The 20,937-nt window shown below is 40.9% G+C and carries 18 protein-coding genes and 5 tRNA genes; 6 read left to right on the top strand and 17 right to left on the bottom strand.

Translation table 11 applies throughout. From position 1 onward, the window contains the following. Positions 1–100: 100 nt before the first annotated feature. The 6 genes from B0O44_RS17545 (at position 101) to miaA (ending at position 5,758) form a co-directional block, all read left to right on the top strand. Positions 101–919: a 2,3,4,5-tetrahydropyridine-2,6-dicarboxylate N-succinyltransferase gene (locus B0O44_RS17545; RefSeq protein WP_211321403.1), complete on the top strand. Its 819-nt coding sequence runs from the start codon at positions 101–103 to the stop codon at positions 917–919. Next, positions 920–2,059 (top strand): glycosyltransferase family 4 protein, encoded by a 1,140-nt coding sequence (locus B0O44_RS17540; protein ID WP_110833401.1) that lies wholly within the window; start codon positions 920–922, stop codon positions 2,057–2,059. After that, positions 2,053–2,619, top strand: a complete 567-nt coding sequence (locus B0O44_RS17535; RefSeq protein WP_110833398.1) for an L-threonylcarbamoyladenylate synthase — start codon at positions 2,053–2,055, stop codon at positions 2,617–2,619. The genes B0O44_RS17540 and B0O44_RS17535 overlap by 7 nt, the downstream gene beginning before the upstream one ends. Before the next feature lie 91 nt (positions 2,620–2,710). Next, a complete protein-coding gene (locus tag B0O44_RS17530) occupies positions 2,711–4,114 on the top strand; it encodes a CCA tRNA nucleotidyltransferase (RefSeq protein WP_110833395.1) in 1,404 nt (467 codons plus the stop codon). 60 nt (positions 4,115–4,174) lie between these two features. Continuing rightward, positions 4,175–4,837 carry an IS1096 element passenger TnpR family protein gene (locus tag B0O44_RS17525; protein WP_110833393.1) on the top strand — a complete coding sequence of 221 codons (663 nt, stop codon included), beginning with the start codon at positions 4,175–4,177 and terminating at the stop codon, positions 4,835–4,837. A gap of 9 nt (positions 4,838–4,846) precedes the next feature. After that, on the top strand, positions 4,847–5,758 hold the full coding sequence (miaA, locus tag B0O44_RS17520) for a tRNA (adenosine(37)-N6)-dimethylallyltransferase MiaA (protein ID WP_110833390.1): 912 nt from the start codon (positions 4,847–4,849) through the stop codon (positions 5,756–5,758). Between the two features lie 6 nt (positions 5,759–5,764). Here the strand turns inward: miaA and B0O44_RS17515 are convergent, their stop codons facing one another. The 17 genes from B0O44_RS17515 to B0O44_RS17435 all read right to left on the bottom strand — a co-directional run bounded on the left by B0O44_RS17515 (position 5,765) and on the right by B0O44_RS17435 (position 20,854). Then, positions 5,765–6,079, bottom strand: a complete 315-nt coding sequence (locus B0O44_RS17515; protein ID WP_110833388.1) for a DUF3467 domain-containing protein — start codon at positions 6,077–6,079, stop codon at positions 5,765–5,767. Positions 6,080–6,181: 102 nt separating this feature from the next. Then, positions 6,182–10,468 carry a DNA-directed RNA polymerase subunit beta' gene (gene rpoC, locus B0O44_RS17510; RefSeq protein ID WP_110833385.1) on the bottom strand — a complete coding sequence of 1,429 codons (4,287 nt, stop codon included), beginning with the start codon at positions 10,466–10,468 and terminating at the stop codon, positions 6,182–6,184. Between the two features lie 72 nt (positions 10,469–10,540). Continuing rightward, entirely contained in the window at positions 10,541–14,344 is a 3,804-nt protein-coding gene (gene rpoB, locus B0O44_RS17505) for a DNA-directed RNA polymerase subunit beta (RefSeq protein ID WP_110833383.1), read from the bottom strand. Positions 14,345–14,499: 155 nt separating this feature from the next. Next, on the bottom strand, positions 14,500–14,874 hold the full coding sequence (rplL, locus tag B0O44_RS17500; protein WP_110833381.1) for a 50S ribosomal protein L7/L12: 375 nt from the start codon (positions 14,872–14,874) through the stop codon (positions 14,500–14,502). A gap of 61 nt (positions 14,875–14,935) precedes the next feature. Next, positions 14,936–15,457, bottom strand: coding sequence for a 50S ribosomal protein L10 (gene rplJ / locus B0O44_RS17495; RefSeq protein ID WP_110833378.1), 522 nt, complete (start codon positions 15,455–15,457; stop codon positions 14,936–14,938). A gap of 2 nt (positions 15,458–15,459) precedes the next feature. After that, positions 15,460–16,158: a 50S ribosomal protein L1 gene (gene rplA / locus B0O44_RS17490; protein WP_110833375.1), complete on the bottom strand. Its 699-nt coding sequence runs from the start codon at positions 16,156–16,158 to the stop codon at positions 15,460–15,462. A gap of 23 nt (positions 16,159–16,181) precedes the next feature. Beyond that, positions 16,182–16,625 carry a 50S ribosomal protein L11 gene (gene rplK, locus B0O44_RS17485; RefSeq protein WP_110833373.1) on the bottom strand — a complete coding sequence of 148 codons (444 nt, stop codon included), beginning with the start codon at positions 16,623–16,625 and terminating at the stop codon, positions 16,182–16,184. Between the two features lie 101 nt (positions 16,626–16,726). Continuing rightward, positions 16,727–17,269: a transcription termination/antitermination protein NusG gene (gene nusG, locus B0O44_RS17480; protein WP_110833371.1), complete on the bottom strand. Its 543-nt coding sequence runs from the start codon at positions 17,267–17,269 to the stop codon at positions 16,727–16,729. 13 nt (positions 17,270–17,282) lie between these two features. Continuing rightward, positions 17,283–17,480, bottom strand: coding sequence for a preprotein translocase subunit SecE (gene secE / locus B0O44_RS17475; RefSeq protein ID WP_110833369.1), 198 nt, complete (start codon positions 17,478–17,480; stop codon positions 17,283–17,285). Positions 17,481–17,493: 13 nt separating this feature from the next. Beyond that, positions 17,494–17,564, bottom strand: a tRNA-Trp gene (locus B0O44_RS17470). A gap of 102 nt (positions 17,565–17,666) precedes the next feature. Further along, complete coding sequence (tuf, locus tag B0O44_RS17465; protein ID WP_086545150.1) at positions 17,667–18,854, bottom strand: elongation factor Tu; 1,188 nt, start codon at positions 18,852–18,854, stop codon at positions 17,667–17,669. A gap of 120 nt (positions 18,855–18,974) precedes the next feature. Beyond that, positions 18,975–19,046, bottom strand: a tRNA-Thr gene (locus tag B0O44_RS17460). An 82-nt stretch (positions 19,047–19,128) separates the two neighbouring features. Next, a tRNA-Gly gene (locus B0O44_RS17455) sits at positions 19,129–19,201 on the bottom strand. An 11-nt stretch (positions 19,202–19,212) separates the two neighbouring features. After that, a tRNA-Tyr gene (locus B0O44_RS17450) sits at positions 19,213–19,295 on the bottom strand. Between the two features lie 39 nt (positions 19,296–19,334). Further along, positions 19,335–19,407 (bottom strand) — tRNA-Thr (locus B0O44_RS17445). Positions 19,408–19,607: 200 nt separating this feature from the next. Further along, positions 19,608–19,955, bottom strand: a complete 348-nt coding sequence (hpf, locus tag B0O44_RS17440; protein ID WP_110833366.1) for a ribosome hibernation-promoting factor, HPF/YfiA family — start codon at positions 19,953–19,955, stop codon at positions 19,608–19,610. A gap of 14 nt (positions 19,956–19,969) precedes the next feature. Next, on the bottom strand, positions 19,970–20,854 hold the full coding sequence (locus tag B0O44_RS17435) for a tyrosine-type recombinase/integrase (protein ID WP_110833363.1): 885 nt from the start codon (positions 20,852–20,854) through the stop codon (positions 19,970–19,972). Positions 20,855–20,937: the final 83 nt, after the last annotated feature.

The following is a 20,937-nucleotide window of genomic DNA, read 5'->3' as shown; positions in this document are numbered from 1 at the left end:
AAATCCAGGGTCCTTTCCATACAAAAAACAACAAATATCTATTGAAAAACATCGCTCAATACATAATTTTCATTTATTTTGTCAAAAATTAAATTTAATCATGATCGCAGAATTAAAAAAGCTGATAGAAGCCGCCTGGGAAGACAGAACCTTACTGGAGTACAGCCAGTATTGTGAAGCCATAGAAACCACAATTATGATGCTGGACCGTGGTGAACTCCGCGTCGCAGAACCTGTGCTGAATTCCTGGGGAATAAATGAATGGCTGAAAAAAGCCGTAATCCTTTATTTTCCGATCCGGGAAATGAAGGAAATCGAAGTTGGCCCTTTTGTATTTCATGATAAGATGAAATTAAAAACCAATTACAAAGAACAAGGTGTAAGAATGGTCCCTCATGGTATCGCAAGATATGGTGCCTTCCTGGCTAAAGGTGTAATCCTGATGCCTTCTTATGTAAATATTGGTGCTTATGTTGATGAAGGTACTATGGTGGATACCTGGGCTACAGTAGGCTCCTGCGCACAGATTGGAAAACATGTTCATTTGAGTGGCGGTGTAGGCATCGGAGGTGTTTTAGAACCCATCCAGGCTGCTCCTGTAATTATCGAAGACAATTGTTTTTTGGGCTCAAGGGCAATTGTGGTAGAAGGCGTCCGTGTAGAACGTGAAGCTGTTCTAGGCGCAAATGTTGTGCTTACGGCTTCTACAAAAATCATAGATGTAACCGGTAGTACCCCAGTTGAACATAAAGGCATTGTTCCTGCACGTTCAGTAGTTATTCCAGGCAGCTATACAAAAAAATTCCCTGCTGGTGAGTATCAGGTACCCTGCGCACTAATCATTGGTAAACGTAAAGAATCAACAGATAAAAAGACTTCTCTTAACGACGCTTTGAGAGAAAATAACGTTGCTGTTTAAATGAAAATTGGTTTTGATGGAAAGAGAGCAGCAAATAACCTGACCGGCCTTGGAAATTATAGCCGTTCTTTAATTGCGCAACTTGCAGAAGCTTTCCCTCAAAACCAATATTTTGTCTATACTCCAAAAATAAAGGAGCACCTACAAATTCTTTCTTTTTTCAAGCAAAAACAGGTCTTTTTGAAACTGCCTGAACAAGGCAGTCTTAAATTGATGTGGAGAACTATGGGCGTAAAAAAACAGATCAAAAAAGATGCAATTGATTTGTTCCATGGCCTGAGTCATGAAATCCCTGTTGGTTTGAAAAAAGAAGACATCAAATCCCTGGTGACCATTCATGACCTCATCTACCTTCGTTATCCTCAGTATTACAAGCCCATAGACCGTTACATCTATGATCTTAAAGGTAAGTATGCCTGCAAAAACAGCGATCGCATTATTGCCATTAGTGAATGTACCAAAAGAGACCTTATTTCGCTGTACCAGGTGGATGAAAAAAAAATAGATGTGGTTTATCAAAGTTGTGACGATTCCTTCAAACAACCCAGAACACAGGTACACAATGAAACTGTCCGCAAAAAATATAAACTTCCAGAAAAATACCTCCTTAACGTAGGCACCATAGAGCCCCGTAAAAACCTGCTGCAAATTATCCGGGCATTAAAAGATATCCCTGCAGATTATAAACTAGTTGCCGTAGGAAAACACCAGCCTTATATCAAAGAAGTCTGGCAGGAAATAGAGACCCTAAGACTTAACGACAGGGTTATCTTTTTGCAGGGCCTGCCCTTTGCAGATTTACCTTCTGTTTATCAGATGGCAGCCCTTTTTCTTTACCCCTCTTTTTATGAAGGTTTTGGAATTCCTATCATAGAGGCTTTATATTCGGGCATTCCGGTGATTGCCGCCACAGGTTCCTGTCTGGAAGAAGCGGGAGGACCAGACAGCATGTATGTTCATCCCCAGGATCCTGCTTCCCTGGCAGCTGCTGCGAATAAAATCCTGACAAATCCCTTACTTGGACAGCAAATGAGGGAAAAAGGCCTGAATTATGTGCAGAAATTTGAAAATCATTTATTGGCAAAAACCATGATGGATTGTTATTTAAAGACACTAAATGGTAACTTTGCCCCATGCTAAAAACTGAAATAGAAAAAGCACTTGCTGTCCTTAAAGAAGGAGGCGTTATCCTCTATCCTACAGATACCATCTGGGGCTTGGGCTGTGATGCCACCAATGAAGCCGCAGCAGCCAGGATCAATCAGATCAAAGGCCGGCCGGCCGATAAAAGCTTTATCATTTTGCTGGATACAGATGCCAAGCTTCAAAGTTACGTTTCAGAAGTTCCTGAAATTGCTTATGATCTGATCGAGTATGCAGAAAAACCGCTGACCCTTATTTTTGACGGGGCAAAAAACCTGGCAAAAAATGTCATTAACGAAGACGGAAGTGTCGGCATCAGGATTGCAAAGCATGATTTTTGTCAGCAGCTGATCCAGCGTTTCCGCAAACCCATCACCTCTACTTCAGCAAACCTGTCCGGACAAGCCGCCCCCAGGTATTTCGATGAAATCGATCCTGAAATCCTTTCGCAGGTAGACTATGTAGTAGACTGGGAACAGGAATTAAGAACAGTCAAAACGCCATCAACCATAATGAAATTAGGTTCTGGTGGTCAATTTTCCTTTATTAGAAGGTAAATTTATTACTTTTGCACAAACTCAAACCCGTACTTCTGTCTAAGAAACCAGTTTCCAGGCCGGCTTCATAGCGATTAATATAAAAACACGAATGAAAGAACACTTAAAACATCCCGTTTTCAAGGTGCTGGCGGATATTGCGGTTCAACATCAGATTGAAGCCTATGTAATTGGAGGATATGTTCGTGATATTTTTTTAAATCGTCCCTCAAAGGACATTGACATTGTTGTACTGGGCAATGGAATTCAATTTGCAGAACTGGCTGGTCAGCAATTGAAAACCAAAGTAGCTGTTTTTAAAAATTTCGGTACGGCCATGCTTAAATTTCAGGACCTTGAAATAGAATTCGTTGGGGCCCGAAAAGAATCCTACCGGGCCGATTCCCGTAAACCTATTGTCGAGAACGGGACCATACAAGACGATCAGCTGAGAAGGGACTTTACCATCAATGCCCTTGCCATTTCTTTAAACCAGCAAAACTACGGTACACTGGTTGATCCTTTTGCCGGGATAACAGATCTTCAGCAGAAACTCATCCGCACCCCGCTTGATCCTGAAATTACCTTTTCAGATGATCCGCTGAGAATGATGCGGGCCATTCGCTTTGCTTCCCAGCTGGGATTTAGCATCGATGAAAAAGCTTTAAAGGCCATACAAAAACAAAAAGAAAGGATCAGTATTGTGTCCAAAGAAAGGATTACGGATGAACTGAATAAAATTATCCTCTCCCCAGTACCTTCTGTTGGTTTCAAATATCTTTTCGATACAGGCCTGCTTAAAATCATCTTTCCGCAAATGGCCAACCTCTATGGCGTGGAAATCATCAACGGAAAGGGTCATAAGGATAATTTCTACCATACCCTACAGGTGCTGGACAACATTTGCGTGCACACCACTGACCTCTGGTTAAGGTGGGCAGCAATTTTGCATGACATTGCCAAACCCCCAACCAAGCGTTTTGACGAACACCATGGCTGGACCTTTCATGGCCATGAAGACCGGGGTGCCCGGATGGTCCCACAGATTTTTGCACAACTCAAACTCCCTCTTAATGAGAAAATGAAATATGTGCAAAAACTGGTGCAGCTCCATCTTCGTCCTATCGTCCTTGCGCAGGAAGTGGTGACTGATTCGGCGGTGCGGAGGTTACTCTTTGATGCCGGAGAAGATATTGAAAGCCTGATGATGCTGTGTAATGCAGATGTAACGACCAAAAATGAATATAAAGTAAAAAAATACCGCAATAACTTCGAGCTCGTTAAACAGAAGCTCAAAGATGTGGAAGAGCGGGATAAGATCAGGAACTGGCAGCCCCCGGTTACCGGCAATGACATTATGCGCATTTTCGGTCTGGGTGCAGGAAAAGAAGTTGGTTTGATCAAAAATGCGATCCGTGAGGCCATACTGGAAGGGGAGATAAGAAATACTTACGAAGAAGCGTTACAGTTTATGCTGACCAAGGCAAAAGAATACGGACTTGAACCCGTTAAATAAGACATTTACAGAATTAATATATTTTTATTTTTTAATTTTATAGAGAAATATAAGGCTCAAATGGCAATTTATAGATTTAGAATAAGTTTTGAAGATTTCGACGAAGTCGTTAGGGAAATAGACATCAAATCTACCCAGAATTTCGAAGATTTACACCGTGCAATTCATCGCTCTACCGGCTACAATGCCGAGAAATCTTCTTCATTTTATGTGAGCGCAGACAATTGGATAAAAGGAGACGAAATTGCCTATTTACCGAACCAGCGGAAAACAGACCGTGGGGTCGCTTTAATGGAAACCTCAAAATTGAGCAGCTTTATTGAAGACCCGCATCAGAAATTCTATTATACCTACAATTTTGAACGTCCCTTTGACTTTCATGTAGAGCTGATTCGTATTATCCTGGAAACCGATCCGGGCATAGAATATCCCTTTCTGTTTAAAAGTACAGGAGAGGCACCAAAAATCATTGATAAGAACAGCAATCCGGTTGCGGTCTCTTCTAATCCGGTTTCAGATGAATTCGATTTTCTAAATGAAATGGACTTTGTTCCCGAAGATACCGATGAGCTCGAGGCCATGGGTGGCAGTGGGATCAATGCCAAAGAAGAGGACGAGGAAAGCGAAAGTGATGACCACCACCAGGAAGATGAAGAAGACGAATTTTCAGATAATGAAAATTACAGTGATGAAGATTATGGTCACAAAGAAGAGGACTATTAATAGCCTGTAATGCGTCTTAAAAAAGACCTTATTGTAATTGTCGGACCAACTGCTATTGGCAAGACTTCTTTAGCCATACAGCTGGCCCGGCAATTCTCCACCGAAATTATCTCTGCCGATTCCAGACAGTTTTTTAAAGAAATGGAAATCGGAACCGCAAAACCTTCCCCCGAAGAACTTCAGGCCGCAAAACATCATTTCATTAATTCCCATAGCATAAATACGTTTTTCAGCACCGGAGATTTTGAAAATGAGGCCATCAATACCCTGGATTTACTTTTCAAACAACACGATCAGGTGATTATGGTAGGCGGGTCCGGATTGTACATAAATGCCGTTTGTTACGGCCTGGACGATCTTCCTGATACAGACCTGGCCATAAGGGCCAAATTGAATGAAATTCTGCAGCACCAGGGAATTGAAGAAATCAAAAGACAACTTCAGCAGGCCGATCCTGAATATTTTGCAAAAGTAGATCAGGCCAACCCCCAACGCATGGTCAGAGGACTGGAGTTTTTTCTCTCTACAGGTTCAAAACTTTCTGCCCACTTAACCAACAGCAGAAAACAGAGGCCCTTCAACATCATAAAAATTGGTCTTCATACAGAAAGAGAAAAACTATATGAAAGAATTAACCTCCGTGTGGATCAAATGATCGGAGCGGGACTTGTTGAAGAAGTCAAAAATCTTCTTCCTCACAGAACGCTCAATGCCTTGCGTACAGTCGGTTATTCAGAAATATTTGATTACCTGGATGGCCACAGCACATTGGAACATGCCATTAGCTCCATCAAACAAAATACACGCCGCTTTGCCAAGCGCCAACTCACCTGGTTTCGTAAAGACCAGGACACCAAATGGTTTGAACCAGATGATTACCCAAAAATCCTTGCTTATCTCAAAGAAAGAATTTTCGGGTAATTTGTATTAAGCCTGTGCAGTAGGGCCACCAAAGTTCATCGGGAAACCCGGAGGCTCTTCCTGGGTTTTGATGCGTCCGTTCAAAGCTTCATATTTTTCTATATTTTCCTGCATGGCCTTCATCAGTCTTTTGGCATGCTCAGGTGTCAATATGATCCTTGATTTCACTCTTGCTTTTGGTACGCCTGGCATCACCCTGATAAAATCCAGGACAAACTCTGTGTTAGAGTGCGTAATGATGGCCAGATTAGAAAATATCCCTTCTGCCACATCCTCAGAAAGCTCTATATTCAATTGGTTTTCGTGGTTTGTTTCTTCCATACAGCAAAACTAGTTTTTTAATTTTAACCCTGTATCATCTGGCAAAAAAAAAGTCCCTCCGGACAAAACGCCAGAGGGACTTTTATGAATTTATATAAAATACTAAGCTTCTATTTCTTCTTGTTTAGAAGCCAGTAATTTATCGTACTCTTCCTGAGAACCCACAATGATTCTTTCGTAACCACGTACTCCGGTACCTGAAGGAATCAGGTGCCCCACAATAACGTTTTCTTTCAGTCCAAGCATTTCATCACGTTTACCGGCAATGGCCGCTTCGTTTAATACTTTGGTCGTTTCCTGGAAGGAAGCTGCCGAAATAAATGATTTGGTTCCTAATGAAGCACGGGTAATACCCTGAAGGATAGAGCTTGCAGTTGCAGGTCTTGCATCACGAACTTCCACCTGTTTCAGATCTTTACGTTTCAACTGAGAATTTTCATCTCTTAATTTACGTAAAGAAACGATCTGACCAGGTTTCATGGTTGCCGAATCACCAGCTTCTACAACAACTTTTTTGTCATAGATCTCGTCATTCTCTACCATAAAGTCCCAACGGTCAACAGAGTTGTTCTCTAAGAAAATCGTATCTCCCGGATCTTCAATATGAACTTTCTGCATCATCTGGTGAACAATCACTTCAAAGTGCTTATCATTAATTTTCACCCCTTGTAAACGGTACACTTCCTGGATACCATTTACCAGGTATTCCTGAACTGCTGCAGGTCCTTTAATGGCAAGGATGTCAGCAGGAGAAATTGAACCATCGGATAAAGGCATACCTGCTTTTACAAAGTCATTATCCTGTACCAGGATGTGTTTAGACAATGGAACCAAGTACTTTTTAACTTCACCATCTTTAGATTCAATGGTCATTTCACGGTTACCACGTTTCACACCGCCTAAAGTCACCACACCATCAATCTCGGTTACTACAGCCGGGTTAGAAGGGTTACGTGCCTCAAAAAGCTCCGTTACACGAGGTAAACCACCCGTGATATCCCTGGTTTTACCAGTTGCACGAGGAATCTTAACCAGGATCTGTCCTGTTTTTACAGCATCACCTTCATCGATGGCAATGTGTGCACCAACAGGGATGTTGTAAGATCTGATCAGTTCACCTTTTTTATCTACTACCCTTACAGAAGGGTTTTTAGTTTTATCACGTGTATCGATAATTACTTTCTCGCGGTGACCGGTCTGCTCATCTGATTCTTCACGGAAGGTAACCCCTTCAACAATCGCATCAAATTCAATTTTACCGGCAAACTCAGAGATAATTACCGCGTTATATGGATCCCATGAACAAATTCTGTCTCCTTTGGCAATTTTAGCACCATCTTCAACATATAAGAATGAACCGTAAGGAATGTTATTGGTCATGATGATCTTACCAGTTCCAGGCTCAACAATTTTGAATTCACCTGAACGGCCAAGAACAATCTGGTTCACACCTTCTTCTGTTACATTCTCTACAGTACGTACATTTTCAAATTCAATGATACCATCAAATTTAGCAATGATCTGAGATTCAGCAGCAATGTTAGATGCCGTACCACCCACGTGGAAAGTACGTAAAGTCAGCTGTGTACCCGGCTCACCGATAGACTGTGCAGCAATTACACCAACTGCCTCCCCTTTCTGAACACGTTTACCTGTCGCAAGGTTACGTCCGTAGCACAATGCACAAACACCTCTTTTGTTCTCACAGGTCAGTACAGAACGGATCTCGATACCTTCCAAAGGAGATTCTTCAATCGCCCTGGCAATATCCTCATCAATATCCTGTCCGGCACCTACTAAAAGAGAACCGTCAAGCGGGTTAAATACGTCATGCAGAGAAATACGTCCAAGAACCCTGTCGTATAATGGCTCAACGATGTCCTCATTATCTTTAAGGGCTGTAGTATACATACCTCTTAAAGTACCGCAATCTTCGGAGTTCACGATCATATCCTGGGCCACATCGTGTAAACGACGGGTCAGGTAACCAGCATCGGCCGTTTTCAAAGCCGTATCCGCCAAACCTTTACGGGCACCGTGTGTAGAGATAAAGTACTCTAATACCGACAATCCTTCTTTAAAGTTCGACAAGATCGGGTTTTCAATAATCTCACCACCTGAACCTGATTTCTGAGGTTTCGCCATCAGACCACGCATACCGCAAAGCTGACGAATCTGCTCTTTGGAACCACGTGCCCCTGAATCAAGCATCATGTACACAGAGTTAAAGCCCTGGTTATCGCTCGATAACTGCGTCATTACATAAGAGGTCAGACGGTTATTGATACGGGTCCAGATATCGATGATCTGATTGTAACGCTCATTGAAGGTAATGAATCCCATGTTATAGTTATTCTTTACCTCTTCTACCTCTGCGGAAGCCTGCTCCAGTAAAGCATGTTTTTCCACAGGGATGTTCACATCCTGTAAATTAAAGGACAGACCACCTCTGAAGGCCATTTGGAAACCTAATTCCTTAATGTCATCCAGGAACCTTGAAGAACGCGCCATACCAGTGATTTTTACCACCTCACCAATAATATCTCTTAAAGATTTTTTGGTCAGCAGTTCATTGATATACCCTACCTCTTCAGGAACCATCTGGTTGAACAATACACGTCCTACAGTAGTTTCGATCAGTTTATTGACAATACTGCCATCGTTCTCTTTTACATTTACTTTAACTTTAATAAAGGCGTGAAGGTCAATTTGCTTCTCATTGTAAGCAATAATTACCTCTTCAGGAGAATAGAAAGTAGAATCTTGTCCTTTAACCACTCTGGTTGCATCCGTTCTGCGGCCTTTAGTAATATAGTAAAGACCCAAAACCATATCCTGCGAAGGTACTGTGATTGGCGTACCGTTCGCCGGGTTTAAAATATTGTGTGCAGCCAACATCAGAACCTGGGCTTCCAAAATTGCAGCATTACCTAAAGGTAAGTGGACTGCCATCTGGTCACCGTCAAAATCCGCGTTGAAGGCCGTACAAACTAAGGGGTGCAACTGGATCGCTTTACCTTCAACCAATTTTGGTTGGAAAGACTGGATACCCAATCTGTGCAACGTAGGTGCACGGTTAAGCAATACAGGGTGACCCTTTAATACATTTTCCAGGATGTCCCAAACCAGGGGATCTTTTCTGTCCACGATTTTCTTTGCAGATTTAACCGTTTTCACAATACCCCTTTCAATCATTTTACGAATGATGAATGGTTTGAACAGCTCGGCTGCCATATCCTTAGGTAAACCGCACTCGTGTAATTTCAGGTTAGGACCTACGACAATTACCGAACGGGCAGAATAATCCACACGTTTACCCAATAAGTTCTGACGGAAACGACCTTGTTTACCTTTCAGAATGTCAGAAAGGGATTTCAGGGCACGGTTACCTTCAGTTTTTACCGCATTTACTTTACGTGAATTGTCAAATAAAGAATCTACAGCTTCCTGAAGCATCCTTTTTTCGTTACGTAAAATAACCTCTGGTGCTTTAATCTCGATCAAACGTTTTAAACGGTTGTTCCTGATAATTACACGACGGTAAAGATCATTTAAATCTGAAGTTGCAAAACGACCACCTTCCAAAGGCACTAACGGACGCAATTCAGGAGGAATCACGGGAACGATCTTAATGATCATCCATTCCGGATTGTTCTCAATGCGTGTTCTTGAACCACGGAAAGCCTCTACAACCTGCAGGCGTTTTAAGGCCTCGTTTTTACGTTGCTGAGAAGTTTCGTTTGCAGCCTGGTGACGTAAGTTATAGGATAAAGTATCCAAATCAATACGTTTTAAAAGGTCCTCTAAAGCTTCAGCCCCCATTTTGGCGACAAACTTGTTAGGATCTTTATCATCCAGGTATTGGTTCTCTTTCGGTAATTTATCCAGAATATCCAGATACTCTTCTTCAGTCAGAAAATCCATATACTGAATACCCTGTTCTGCCATTAAACCAGCCTGGATCACTACATAACGCTCGTAGTAAATGATCAGGTCCAGTCTTTTTGTAGGCAAGCCCAGTAAGTATCCGATTTTATTTGGTAAAGAACGGAAATACCAGATGTGCGCAACAGGAACCACCAAATTGATGTGACCCATACGCTCTCTACGTACTTTTTTCTCTGTTACCTCCACACCGCAACGGTCACAAACGATTCCTTTATAACGGATGCGTTTGTATTTACCGCAATGGCATTCGTAATCTTTAACAGGACCAAAAATACGCTCACAGAACAAACCATCACGTTCAGGTTTGTAAGTACGGTAGTTAATGGTTTCCGGTTTCAACACTTCACCACTTGAACGCTCCAGAATTGCTTCAGGAGAGGCCAGGCTAATGGTAATTGAAGTGAAGTTGCTTTTTAATTTATTATCCTTTTTGTAAGACATATCTTTTTTGAGTTGTAAGTGATAAGTAATAGAGTGCTGCACTAAAAGTGCAGCACATATAACTTAAAACTTTTAGTCTAACGTAATATCCAAACCTAATCCGCGTAACTCGTGAACCAATACATTGAATGATTCCGGTACACCTGGTGTAGGAAGGTTTTCACCTTTTACAATTGCCTCATAGGTTTTTGCTCTACCGATTACATCATCAGATTTCACGGTTAAGATTTCCTGAAGGATATTGGCTGCACCAAATGCTTCCAATGCCCAAACCTCCATCTCACCAAAACGCTGACCACCGAACTGAGCTTTACCACCCAATGGTTGTTGCGTAATTAAAGAGTACGGTCCGATTGAACGGGCGTGCATCTTATCATCAACCATGTGACCTAATTTCAGCATATAGATAATACCTACTGTTGTTGGCTGGTCAAAACGCTCACCAGTCAAACCGTTGTGCAGATAGGTTCTTCCTGAAGCCGGTACACCTGCTTTAGCGATCCACTCTTCCACTTCATCATGCTTGGCACCATCAAAAATCGGGGTTGCAAATTTCACTCCCAGTTCTTTACCGGCCCATGCCAATACAGTTTCATAGATCTGACCAAGGTTCATACGTGAAGGTACACCCAGTGGGTTCAACACGATATCAACCGGTGTTCCATCATCCAGGAACGGCATATCTTCATCACGAACGATACGGGCAACAATACCCTTATTACCGTGACGTCCAGCCATCTTATCCCCTACTTTCAGCTTACGTTTTTTAGCCACATAAACTTTAGCCATCTGAACGATACCTGAAGGAAGCTCATCTCCTACACTGATGGCAAACTTATCACGTTTGTAAGCACCCAGTTCTTCGTTCACACGAATACCATAGTTGTGCAACAACATTTTGATCTGTTCGTTTTTATCATCATCAGTAGTCCATTTGTATGGATTGATGTGTGCATACTCCAGTTCAGCTAAACTTTTCTGTGTAAACTTGGCACCTTTAGGGAACAACAGTTCTTTGTAGACGTTAAATACACCCTGAGATGTTTTGCCGTTTACAATCTGGAACAATTTATCTACCAGTTCGTTTTTAAGGTTCTCAACTGCTAAATTGTATTTCTTGTCTAATTTTTCGATTGCAGATTTTTCTTCCGCTTTGGTCGTTTTCTTAGCTCTTGAGAATAATTTAGTGTCAATAACCACCCCTTTAATGGAAGGAGGTGTTTTCAAAGAAGCATCTTTTACATCACCTGCTTTATCACCAAAGATCGCACGAAGCAGTTTTTCTTCTGGTGAAGGATCAGACTCTCCTTTAGGTGTGATTTTACCAATCAGGATATCTCCTTCTTTCACTTCAGCACCGATGCGGATGATACCGTTTTCGTCCAGATCTTTTGTAGCCTCTTCAGAAACGTTAGGAATATCTGGTGTCAGTTCTTCTTCTCCGCGTTTGGTATCACGCACTTCAAGTTCAAACTCTTCAATGTGCAGTGAAGTAAAGATATCTTCCCTGACAATACGTTCGTTAATTACAATCGCATCCTCAAAGTTATATCCTTGCCAAGGCATGAAGGCCACTTTTAAGTTTCTTCCTAAAGCCAGCTCTCCATTTTCAGTAGCATAACCTTCGCACAATACCTGTCCTTTTACAACTTTTTGTCCTTTCTTAACGATTGGTTTTAAGTTGATACAGGTATTCTGGTTGGTTTTTTTGAACTTAATTAATTTATATGTTTTGCTGTCACCTTCAAAAGAAACTAAACGGTCACCGTCATTTCTTTCGTATTTAATGGTGATTTCATTGGCATCTACATATTCAACCACACCGTTTCCTTCTGCATTGATCAGTGTTCTGGAGTCACGTGCAACACGGCCTTCCAGACCAGTACCAACAATTGGCGCCTCAGGACGTAACAAAGGTACGGCCTGGCGTTGCATGTTAGATCCCATCAGGGCCCTGTTCGCATCATCATGCTCCAGGAAAGGAATCAGTGAAGCTGCAATAGAGGTAATCTGATTTGGTGCTACGTCCATTAAATCCAGTTTTTCTGGTTCAATAATCGGGAAGTCACCTTCGTAACGTGCTTTTACACGCGGCGTATTGAAATTACCTTTATCGTCATATTCAGCATTTGCCTGAGCAATGGTTTTACCATCCTCATCTTCTGCAGAAAGATAAATAACAGGCTCATCTACAACAACGACCCCATTTTCTACCCTCTTATATGGTGTTTCAATAAAACCTAAGTTATTGATCTTCGCATGGACACACAGAGAAGAAATCAAACCGATGTTTGGTCCCTCTGGTGTTTCAATCGTACACAAACGACCGTAGTGTGTATAGTGAACGTCACGCACCTCGAAACCTGCACGTTCGCGGGAAAGACCACCTGGACCTAAAGCTGAAAGACGACGCTTGTGCGTAATCTCTGCCAGAGGGTTGGTCTGGTCCATAAACTGCGAAAGCTGGTTGGTTCCAAAGAAGGAATTAATCACCGAGGATAAAGTACGGGCATTAATCAAATCTGTTGGTGTAAACACCTCGTTGTCACGGATGTTCATACGTTCACGGATGGTACGGGCCATACGTGCCAGACCTACACCAAACTGGGCGTAAAGCTGCTCACCTACAGTACGTACACGACGGTTGGACAAGTGATCGATATCATCCACCTCTTCTTTAGAGTTGATTAACTTGATCAGGTATTTAACAATTGCAATAATATCTGCCTTTGTCAATACTTTTACATCGTCCGGTGTATCCATTTTCAACTTACGGTTGATGCGGTAACGACCAACATCACCCAAGTCATAACGTTTATCCGAGAAGAACAAACGCTCAATGATACCTCTTGCAGTTTCCTCATCAGGTGGTTCTGCATTACGCAAAGCACGGTAGATGTTTTCAACAGCCTCTTTTTCAGAGTTAGAAGTATCTTTCTGTAATGTATTATATATAATGGTATAATCTGCCTGGCTTGCTCCATCATCTTTAGAAAGAATAATGGTTTTAACACCGGCATCAATGATCATATCAATGTGTTCGTCTTCTAAAACAGTATCCCTGTCCAGGATCACTTCGTTACGATCTATAGACACTACCTCACCAGTATCTTCGTCTACAAAATCCTCAACCCATTTTCTCAGGACTCTTGCTGCTAATTTACGGCCGATATACTTTTTCAGACCGGACTTGCTTACCTTCACTTCATCAGCCAGGTCAAACAGTTCCAGGATGTCTTTATCAGAATCGTAACCGATTGCACGCAATAAAGTGGTTACCGGGAATTTTTTCTTACGGTCGATGTAAGCATACATGACGTTGTTCACGTCCGTTGCAAATTCGATCCATGATCCTTTGAAAGGAATTACCCTCGCAGAATAAAGTTTAGTACCATTGGTGTGACGGCTCTGACCGAAGAATACACCAGGCGACCTGTGCAGCTGTGAAACGATAACACGCTCTGCCCCATTGATCACGAATGTACCTTTAGGCGTCATATATGGTATGGTTCCTAAATACACATCCTGAATGATGGTTTCAAAATCTTCGTGTTCTGCATCGTTACAGGAAAGTTTCAGCTTCGCTTTTAACGGAACACTATAAGTTAACCCACGGTCAATACACTCTGGTATATCATAACGCGGCGGGTCAATAAAATAATCAAGGAACTCCAGAACAAAAATGTTCCTGGAATCAGTGATTGGGAAATTTTCAGCAAATACTTTAAACAAACCCTCTGTGTGACGGTTATCTGAAGTGGTCTCTATCTGAAAAAACTCTCTGAATGATTGCAACTGTACATCAAGAAAATCAGGGTAATCTATAATGTGCTTACTACGTGCAAAATTTACTCTTTGGTCGACTTTATTTGCCAATGGACTAAAGTTAATTTACTTTAAGAATAAACTATTTGTTTGATTTGCCGTTAAATGCATTTCATCAATCAAACTAAATGAAATGTTTATAAACAGGTATAGACTCCGACTGTAATAGTCGGAGTCTATGTTAAAGTTATATTAAAATTAAGTGATTACTTAATTTCAACTACAGCTCCAGCTTCTTCTAATTGTTTTTTAAGAGCTTCAGCTTCGTCTTTAGCAACACCAGCTTTTAATTCTTTTGGTGCACCGTCAACTAAATCTTTAGCTTCTTTCAAACCTAGACCAGTTAAGTCTTTTACCAATTTAACAACTGCTAATTTCTGACCACCAGCTTCTTTTAAGATTACATCAAAAGTTGATTTCTCTTCAGCTGCAGGAGCAGCATCAGCAGCAGGACCTGCAACAGCAACTGCAGCAGCAGCTGGTTCAATACCATACTCGTCTTTTAAGATTTGAGCTAATTCGTTAACTTCTTTAACTGTTAAGTTTACCAATTGCTCAGCAAACGCTTTTAAATCTGCCATTTTATAGATTTTTAAAAATTTACGTAAAATAATTTAATAATATGAACTTATAAGGTGTTCCTTAACCTTCTCTTTCTTGAAGAGTTTTAACAATTCCTGCAATTTTACCACCGCTCGACTTAAGGGCAGAAACAACATTTTTAGCTGGCGATTGTAATAATCCAATGATGTCTCCAATAAGCTCTTCTCTTGATTTCAAGCTTACCAATGCATCTAAATGGTTATCACCAACATAAACTGATGAATCAATATAAGCCGCTTTAAGTACTGGTTTATCAGATCCTTTTCTCAGTGCTTTAATCAGTTTTGCCGGAGCATTACCAGTTGCAGAGAATAATAAGGCTGATTGACCTTTAAGGGCAGCAAAGATCTCTGATGCATCGCCTTCTAATCCTTCGATCGCTTTTTTGATCAAAGTATTTTTAGCTACCTGCATTTCGATTCCGCTTTCGAAACATTTGCGACGGATATTATTAACTTTCTCAACAGATAAGCTTGAAGTATCAGCAATATAAAAGTTGCCAAACTCCTGCATTTTCTCTTGAAGAGCTGAAACTAGTTCGTGTTTTTCTTCTCTGTTCATAATTAGATCCCCGCTACTGATTTAGTTTCGACTGCTATTCCAGGACTCATTGTTGAAGAAACATGAATGCTCTTAAAATAAGTTCCTTTTGCAGCAGATGGTTTTAGCTTAGAAATTACCTGAAGTACTTCTAATGCATTTTCATATATTTTATCTGCTGGGAATGATACTTTTCCTACTGAAGCGTGTATGATACCTGTTTTGTCAACTTTAAAATCAATTTTTCCGCCTTTTACGTCAGTTACCGCTTTACCAACTTCGTTGGTTACAGTACCTGATTTCGGGTTTGGCATAAGGTTACGAGGACCTAAAACACGTCCTAGCTTACCTACTTTTGCCATACAAGCAGGAGTAGTGATAATAATGTCAACATCAGTCCATCCACCTTCAATCTTGGCTACATATTCGTCTAAACCTACGAAATCTGCACCTGCAGCTTTAGCTTCTTCTTCCTTATCAGGAGTACAAAGAACTAAAACGCGTACAGTTTTACCAGTGCCGTGAGGTAAAGTTGCGATACCACGTACCATTTGATTGGCTTTACGTGGATCTACACCTAAAGCAACGTCGATATCAACCGAAGCGTCAAATTTAGTTGTAGTAATCTCTTTTACCAAAGCAGCCGCATCCTTTAAAGAATACGATTTACCGGCTTCTAGTTTAGCATGTGCCTTTTTTTGATTTTTTGTTAATTTAGCCACTGTTGTAAACTGTTTTTTGTTAATTAATTTTTCCAGGGTGCGTCACCGCTAACGGTGATTCCCATACTGCGTGCTGTACCGGCAACCATACTCATTGCTGATTCGATAGTGAAAGCGTTTAAGTCAGTCATCTTATCTTCAGCAATCGATTTAACCTGATCCCAAGTCACCGAACCAACTTTTTTACGGTTGGGCTCAGCAGAACCACTCTGTAATTTAGTAGCATCTTTTAACTGGATAGCTACCGGAGGGGTTTTGATGATAAATTCGAAAGACTTGTCAGCATAAACAGTAATTACAACTGGTAATACTTTACCTGGCTTATCTTGGGTACGAGCATTGAATTGCTTGCAAAACTCCATAATGTTCACCCCTTTAGCACCTAATGCAGGTCCTACCGGAGGCGATGGGTTTGCAGCTCCACCTTTGATTTGTAATTTAACAAGCGCACTGACTTCTTTTGCCATTTTTTGTTTTGTTAATTGTAATACTCAATGTTAAATATTGGAAGCATGTAACATTTAAGCTCTTATATAGATATAAATAACGGTCAATACTGACCATTATTTTATTCTTTTTCTACTTGCATGTAGTTAAGTTCCAATGGCGTTTTACGTCCAAAGATCTTAACCATAACTTTTAGTTTCTTTTTCTCTTCATTTACCTCTTCGATCACGCCGGTGAAACCATTAAAAGGTCCATCCATTACTTTAACGTTCTCTCCAACATAATAAGCAACGTTCATGGTTTCGCCTTGCTGGCTCATCTCATCAACTTTACCCAAAATACGATTAACCTCTGCCTGACGCATAGGTACCGGGTTTCCACCTTTATCCCCTAAAAAACCAATCACACTATTAACATTTTTAATAATGTGCTCCAATTCTCCGTCAAGTATTGCTTCAATCAAAACATAACCAGGATAGAAGTTACGTTCTTTAGCAATTTTCTTGCCATCTTTCATCTGGTAGTATTTTTCCATTGGGATCAATACCTGAGGAACAAGATGTGAAAAACCTAAACGACTAATTTCAGAATCGATATACTGTTTAACCTTCTTCTCTTTTCCGCTAACAGCTCTAACTACATACCACTTTAACTGATCGTTCATTTAGCTTTATATATTAATTAGAAAGTGATTTATAAAAAGTATCTAAAACAAAAGTAGAGCCCTTATCCATTGCAAATACAACGACTGCAATAATCAGAGAAGCTACAAGAACCAACACTGCAGAATTCAACAATTCTCCCCATGCCGGCCAGGTAACCTTCTGGGTCATTTCTTCATATGATTCTTTAATAAATTGAACTACGCTAGCCATATTTAAGTTTTTGCACGGGCACAAGGATTCGAACCCTGATCAAAGGTTTTGGAGACCTCTATTCTACCATTGAACTATGCCCGTGTATAAAATAACTTAGTACTTAAACCTTCGGTTAAATTAAACTTCTTTGTTTAAGTACTAAGTCGTATACTGTCTAAATACGATGTACTTAGGACGTTTTTACTATTTCAGGATTTCAGTTACCTGACCAGCTCCTACAGTTCTACCACCTTCACGGATAGCGAAACGAAGACCTTTTTCCATTGCGATAGCGTTGATCAACTTTACAGTGATGGTAACGTTATCACCTGGCATAACCATTTCAGTTCCTTCAGCAAGTGAAATTTCACCTGTTACGTCTGTGGTACGGAAATAGAATTGAGGACGGTATTTGTTAAAGAACGGAGTGTGACGACCACCTTCTGCTTTTGACAATACATAGATCTCAGCTTTGAAATCAGTGTGAGGAGTTACAGAACCTGGTTTGCAGATAACCATACCACGACGGATATCAGTTTTCTCAATACCACGTAACAATAAACCTACGTTATCACCAGCTTCACCATAATCAAGGATCTTACGGAACATCTCAACACCTGTTACAGTTGATTTAAGATTTTCAGCACCCATACCCAGGATCTCAACAGGATCACCAGAGTTGATTACACCACGCTCAATACGACCAGTTGCAACAGTACCACGACCAGTGATCGAGAATACGTCCTCAACAGGCATTAAGAATGGAAGATCAGTCAAACGTGGAGGAATTGGAATATAGCTATCAACAGCATCCATTAATTCCATGATTTTACCAACCCATTTCGGATCGCCATTCAAACCACCCAAAGCAGAACCTTGGATAACAGGAATATCATCACCAGGGAATTCATAGAATGATAACAATTCACGAACTTCCATTTCTACTAATTCCAATAATTCAGGATCATCAACCATATCCACTTTATTCATGAATACAACTAATGAAGGAACACCTACCTGACGAGCCAATAGGATGTGCTCGCGAGTTTGTGGCATTGGACCATCTGTAGCAGCTACTACGATGATAGCTCCATCCATTTGCGCAGCACCAGTAACCATGTTTTTCACGTAATCCGCGTGACCTGGACAGTCAACGTGAGCATAGTGACGGTTAGCAGTTGAATACTCAACGTGTGCTGTATTAATGGTGATACCTCTTTCTTTTTCCTCAGGAGCTGAGTCAATCGAATCAAATGAACGAGCCTCAGTTAAACCAGCATCAGCCAAGACCTTAGTGATAGCTGCTGTTAAGGTTGTTTTACCGTGGTCAACGTGACCGATTGTACCGATGTTTAAGTGCGGCTTACTGCGGTCAAACTTTTCTTTTGCCATGTTTTTATACTTATTAGTAGGTTAACTTTTATTTTAATTTGTTGTTTTGATACTATTTCAATACAAAAAACCTTGTTCACTCTGTTCTATTACAGATTTAACAAAGTTTCTTATTTCCTGAGCCAAAGATGGGACTTGAACCCACGACCTCTTCCTTACCAAGGAAGTGCTCTACCGCTGAGCTACTTCGGCTTTTAATCTCAGCAGCGTAATCGTTAGACCTTAAAGATCTAAAAAACACAATTCCTGCCGAAGCCCAACTTTTCCATTTAAGAGCGGAAGACGAGGTTCGAACTCGCGACCTATAGCTTGGAAGGCTATCGCTCTACCAACTGAGCTACTTCCGCTTCTTTTATTGTGGGGAGAGAAGGATTCGAACCTTCGAAGTCTTGCGACAACAGAGTTACAGTCTGTCCCATTTGGCCACTCTGGTATCTCCCCATCTTTTAACCATAACACATTGCTGCGCTCTATTAAAAGAGCCTCCTATCGGGATCGAACCAATGACCTACTGATTACAAGTCAGTTGCTCTACCAGCTGAGCTAAGGAGGCTTATACATACATTTTGTGTTGCAAAACTAATGTATTTTATGTTATTCTAAAACTTTCACAGAACCTTTCCAAATCTTAAAAGCTTAACGCCTGTTCCGAAATGGAATGCAAATCTACAAGAATAAATCTTCTATGCAAAATTATTTTTAAAAAAAAATTGACGGCTTTTGGGCCGTCAATCTTCTTTTAAAACGATGTATCTAATAATCAGACACTTCATTCGCGGTTAAAATTGCTTTATGTTCGCTTAATTTTGTTCTGGTCTTATCTTTATGTTTCGTAATTTGTTTTTTTAAGGATTCAATCGACAAATCTGTCGCTTCTTCAAATGTTTTGCACTGCTCTTTTGCAAACAAAGTTCCTCCGGGAACCATCAGCTTAATTTCGCTGATTTTATTCGCCTCGTCATCCACATTTTCCAGTTTCAGGTAAACTTCCCCACTGATGATCTGGTCAAAAAACTGGTCCAGTTTATCAACCTTTCTTTGAATAAAATCCAACAACTTCTTGTCTGCACTGAAATGGATCGATTGAACTGTGATTTTCATGTTGTCCTCCTTTTTTATGCCTTTGGATGGGCTTGTTTATATATAGTTTTTAATCTTTCAATTGAATTGTGCGTATACACCTGGGTGGCCGCCAAGCTGGCATGCCCCAGTAATTCTTTTATTGCATTTAAATCCGCTCCCCTGTTCAGCAGGCTGGTGGCGTAGGAATGCCGCAGTACATGCGGGCTTTTTTTATCCTGCGTAGAGATAAATGCCAGGTAGTTTCTGACCTGTCCATAAATAAAGTTCCGGCTTGCAGGCTTACCTGTATCATTAACGAATAAGACCTCTGTTTTGTTATTAAAATTTTGTAATGATTTTAACATAATATAATCTTTCAGCTGTCCGGCCAGAGGCCTTGCTATCGGAATGATCCGTTCCTTTCCTCCCTTGCCCAGCACTTTAACGGTCTGGTTATAATGATCCAGATCTGCTTCTTTAAGCCCCAGGAGCTCAGATAACCTCATCCCTGTACCAAAAAACACTTCTATGATCATTTTATCTCTTACCGAAGGGAAACTGTCATTAAAATATACGTCAGAATCCAGCAGTTCATCCAGTTTCTGATCGTCAATAAATACGGGTAAATGTTTTGCGGCTTTGGGTGCTTTGATTCTGGCTGCAGGGTTGGCAGACAGCAGGCCCATGCGCTGGTTATATTTATAAAAACTCCGTAGCGCAGAAAGTTTCCGGTTCACCGAGCTTGCCCCGATCTGGTGCTCCATCAGGTACACAATGTAATTTCTGATGTGCAGGTGCTCGGCCTCCAGCAATCCCATTTCAAATGTTTCCTGCAGGTAATCACTGAATTGCAGCAGGTCTGTCTGATAGGAAGTGACCGTATAAGGCGAATAACGTTTCTCGTTGGTCAAATGGGCTAAAAATGTTTCTATTGCCATAGATGCTGCTTATAAAAACCGATAAGTTGAATATACAAAAACGAAGGAAACAAACAAGTTTTATTTGAAATAATGACAAAAAT

It is taken from the genome of Pedobacter nutrimenti, from assembly GCF_003208655.1.
In the GTDB taxonomy this organism is placed as follows: Bacteria; Bacteroidota; Bacteroidia; order Sphingobacteriales; family Sphingobacteriaceae; genus Pedobacter; species Pedobacter nutrimenti.
The sequence above is the reverse complement of the archived record's forward strand: the minus strand, read 5'-3'. Positions and strand labels throughout refer to the sequence as shown.

Bases quoted from the DNA above. Each gene is read 5' to 3' on its own strand.
- B0O44_RS17545 (WP_211321403.1), top strand. From the start codon at position 101: ATGATCGCAGAATTAAAAAAGCTGATAGAAGCCGCCTGGGAAGACAGA.
- B0O44_RS17540 (WP_110833401.1), top strand. From the start codon at position 920: ATGAAAATTGGTTTTGATGGAAAGAGAGCAGCAAATAACCTGACCGGC.
- B0O44_RS17535 (WP_110833398.1), top strand. From the start codon at position 2,053: ATGCTAAAAACTGAAATAGAAAAAGCACTTGCTGTCCTTAAAGAAGGA.
- B0O44_RS17530 (WP_110833395.1), top strand. From the start codon at position 2,711: ATGAAAGAACACTTAAAACATCCCGTTTTCAAGGTGCTGGCGGATATT.
- B0O44_RS17525 (WP_110833393.1), top strand. From the start codon at position 4,175: ATGGCAATTTATAGATTTAGAATAAGTTTTGAAGATTTCGACGAAGTC.
- miaA (WP_110833390.1), top strand. From the start codon at position 4,847: ATGCGTCTTAAAAAAGACCTTATTGTAATTGTCGGACCAACTGCTATT.
- B0O44_RS17515 (WP_110833388.1), bottom strand. From the start codon at position 6,079: ATGGAAGAAACAAACCACGAAAACCAATTGAATATAGAGCTTTCTGAG.
- rpoC (WP_110833385.1), bottom strand. From the start codon at position 10,468: ATGTCTTACAAAAAGGATAATAAATTAAAAAGCAACTTCACTTCAATT.
- rplL (WP_110833381.1), bottom strand. From the start codon at position 14,874: ATGGCAGATTTAAAAGCGTTTGCTGAGCAATTGGTAAACTTAACAGTT.
- rplJ (WP_110833378.1), bottom strand. From the start codon at position 15,457: ATGAACAGAGAAGAAAAACACGAACTAGTTTCAGCTCTTCAAGAGAAA.
- rplK (WP_110833373.1), bottom strand. From the start codon at position 16,625: ATGGCAAAAGAAGTCAGTGCGCTTGTTAAATTACAAATCAAAGGTGGA.
- nusG (WP_110833371.1), bottom strand. From the start codon at position 17,269: ATGAACGATCAGTTAAAGTGGTATGTAGTTAGAGCTGTTAGCGGAAAA.
- secE (WP_110833369.1), bottom strand. From the start codon at position 17,480: ATGGCTAGCGTAGTTCAATTTATTAAAGAATCATATGAAGAAATGACC.
- tuf (WP_086545150.1), bottom strand. From the start codon at position 18,854: ATGGCAAAAGAAAAGTTTGACCGCAGTAAGCCGCACTTAAACATCGGT.
- hpf (WP_110833366.1), bottom strand. From the start codon at position 19,955: ATGAAAATCACAGTTCAATCGATCCATTTCAGTGCAGACAAGAAGTTG.
- B0O44_RS17435 (WP_110833363.1), bottom strand. From the start codon at position 20,854: ATGGCAATAGAAACATTTTTAGCCCATTTGACCAACGAGAAACGTTAT.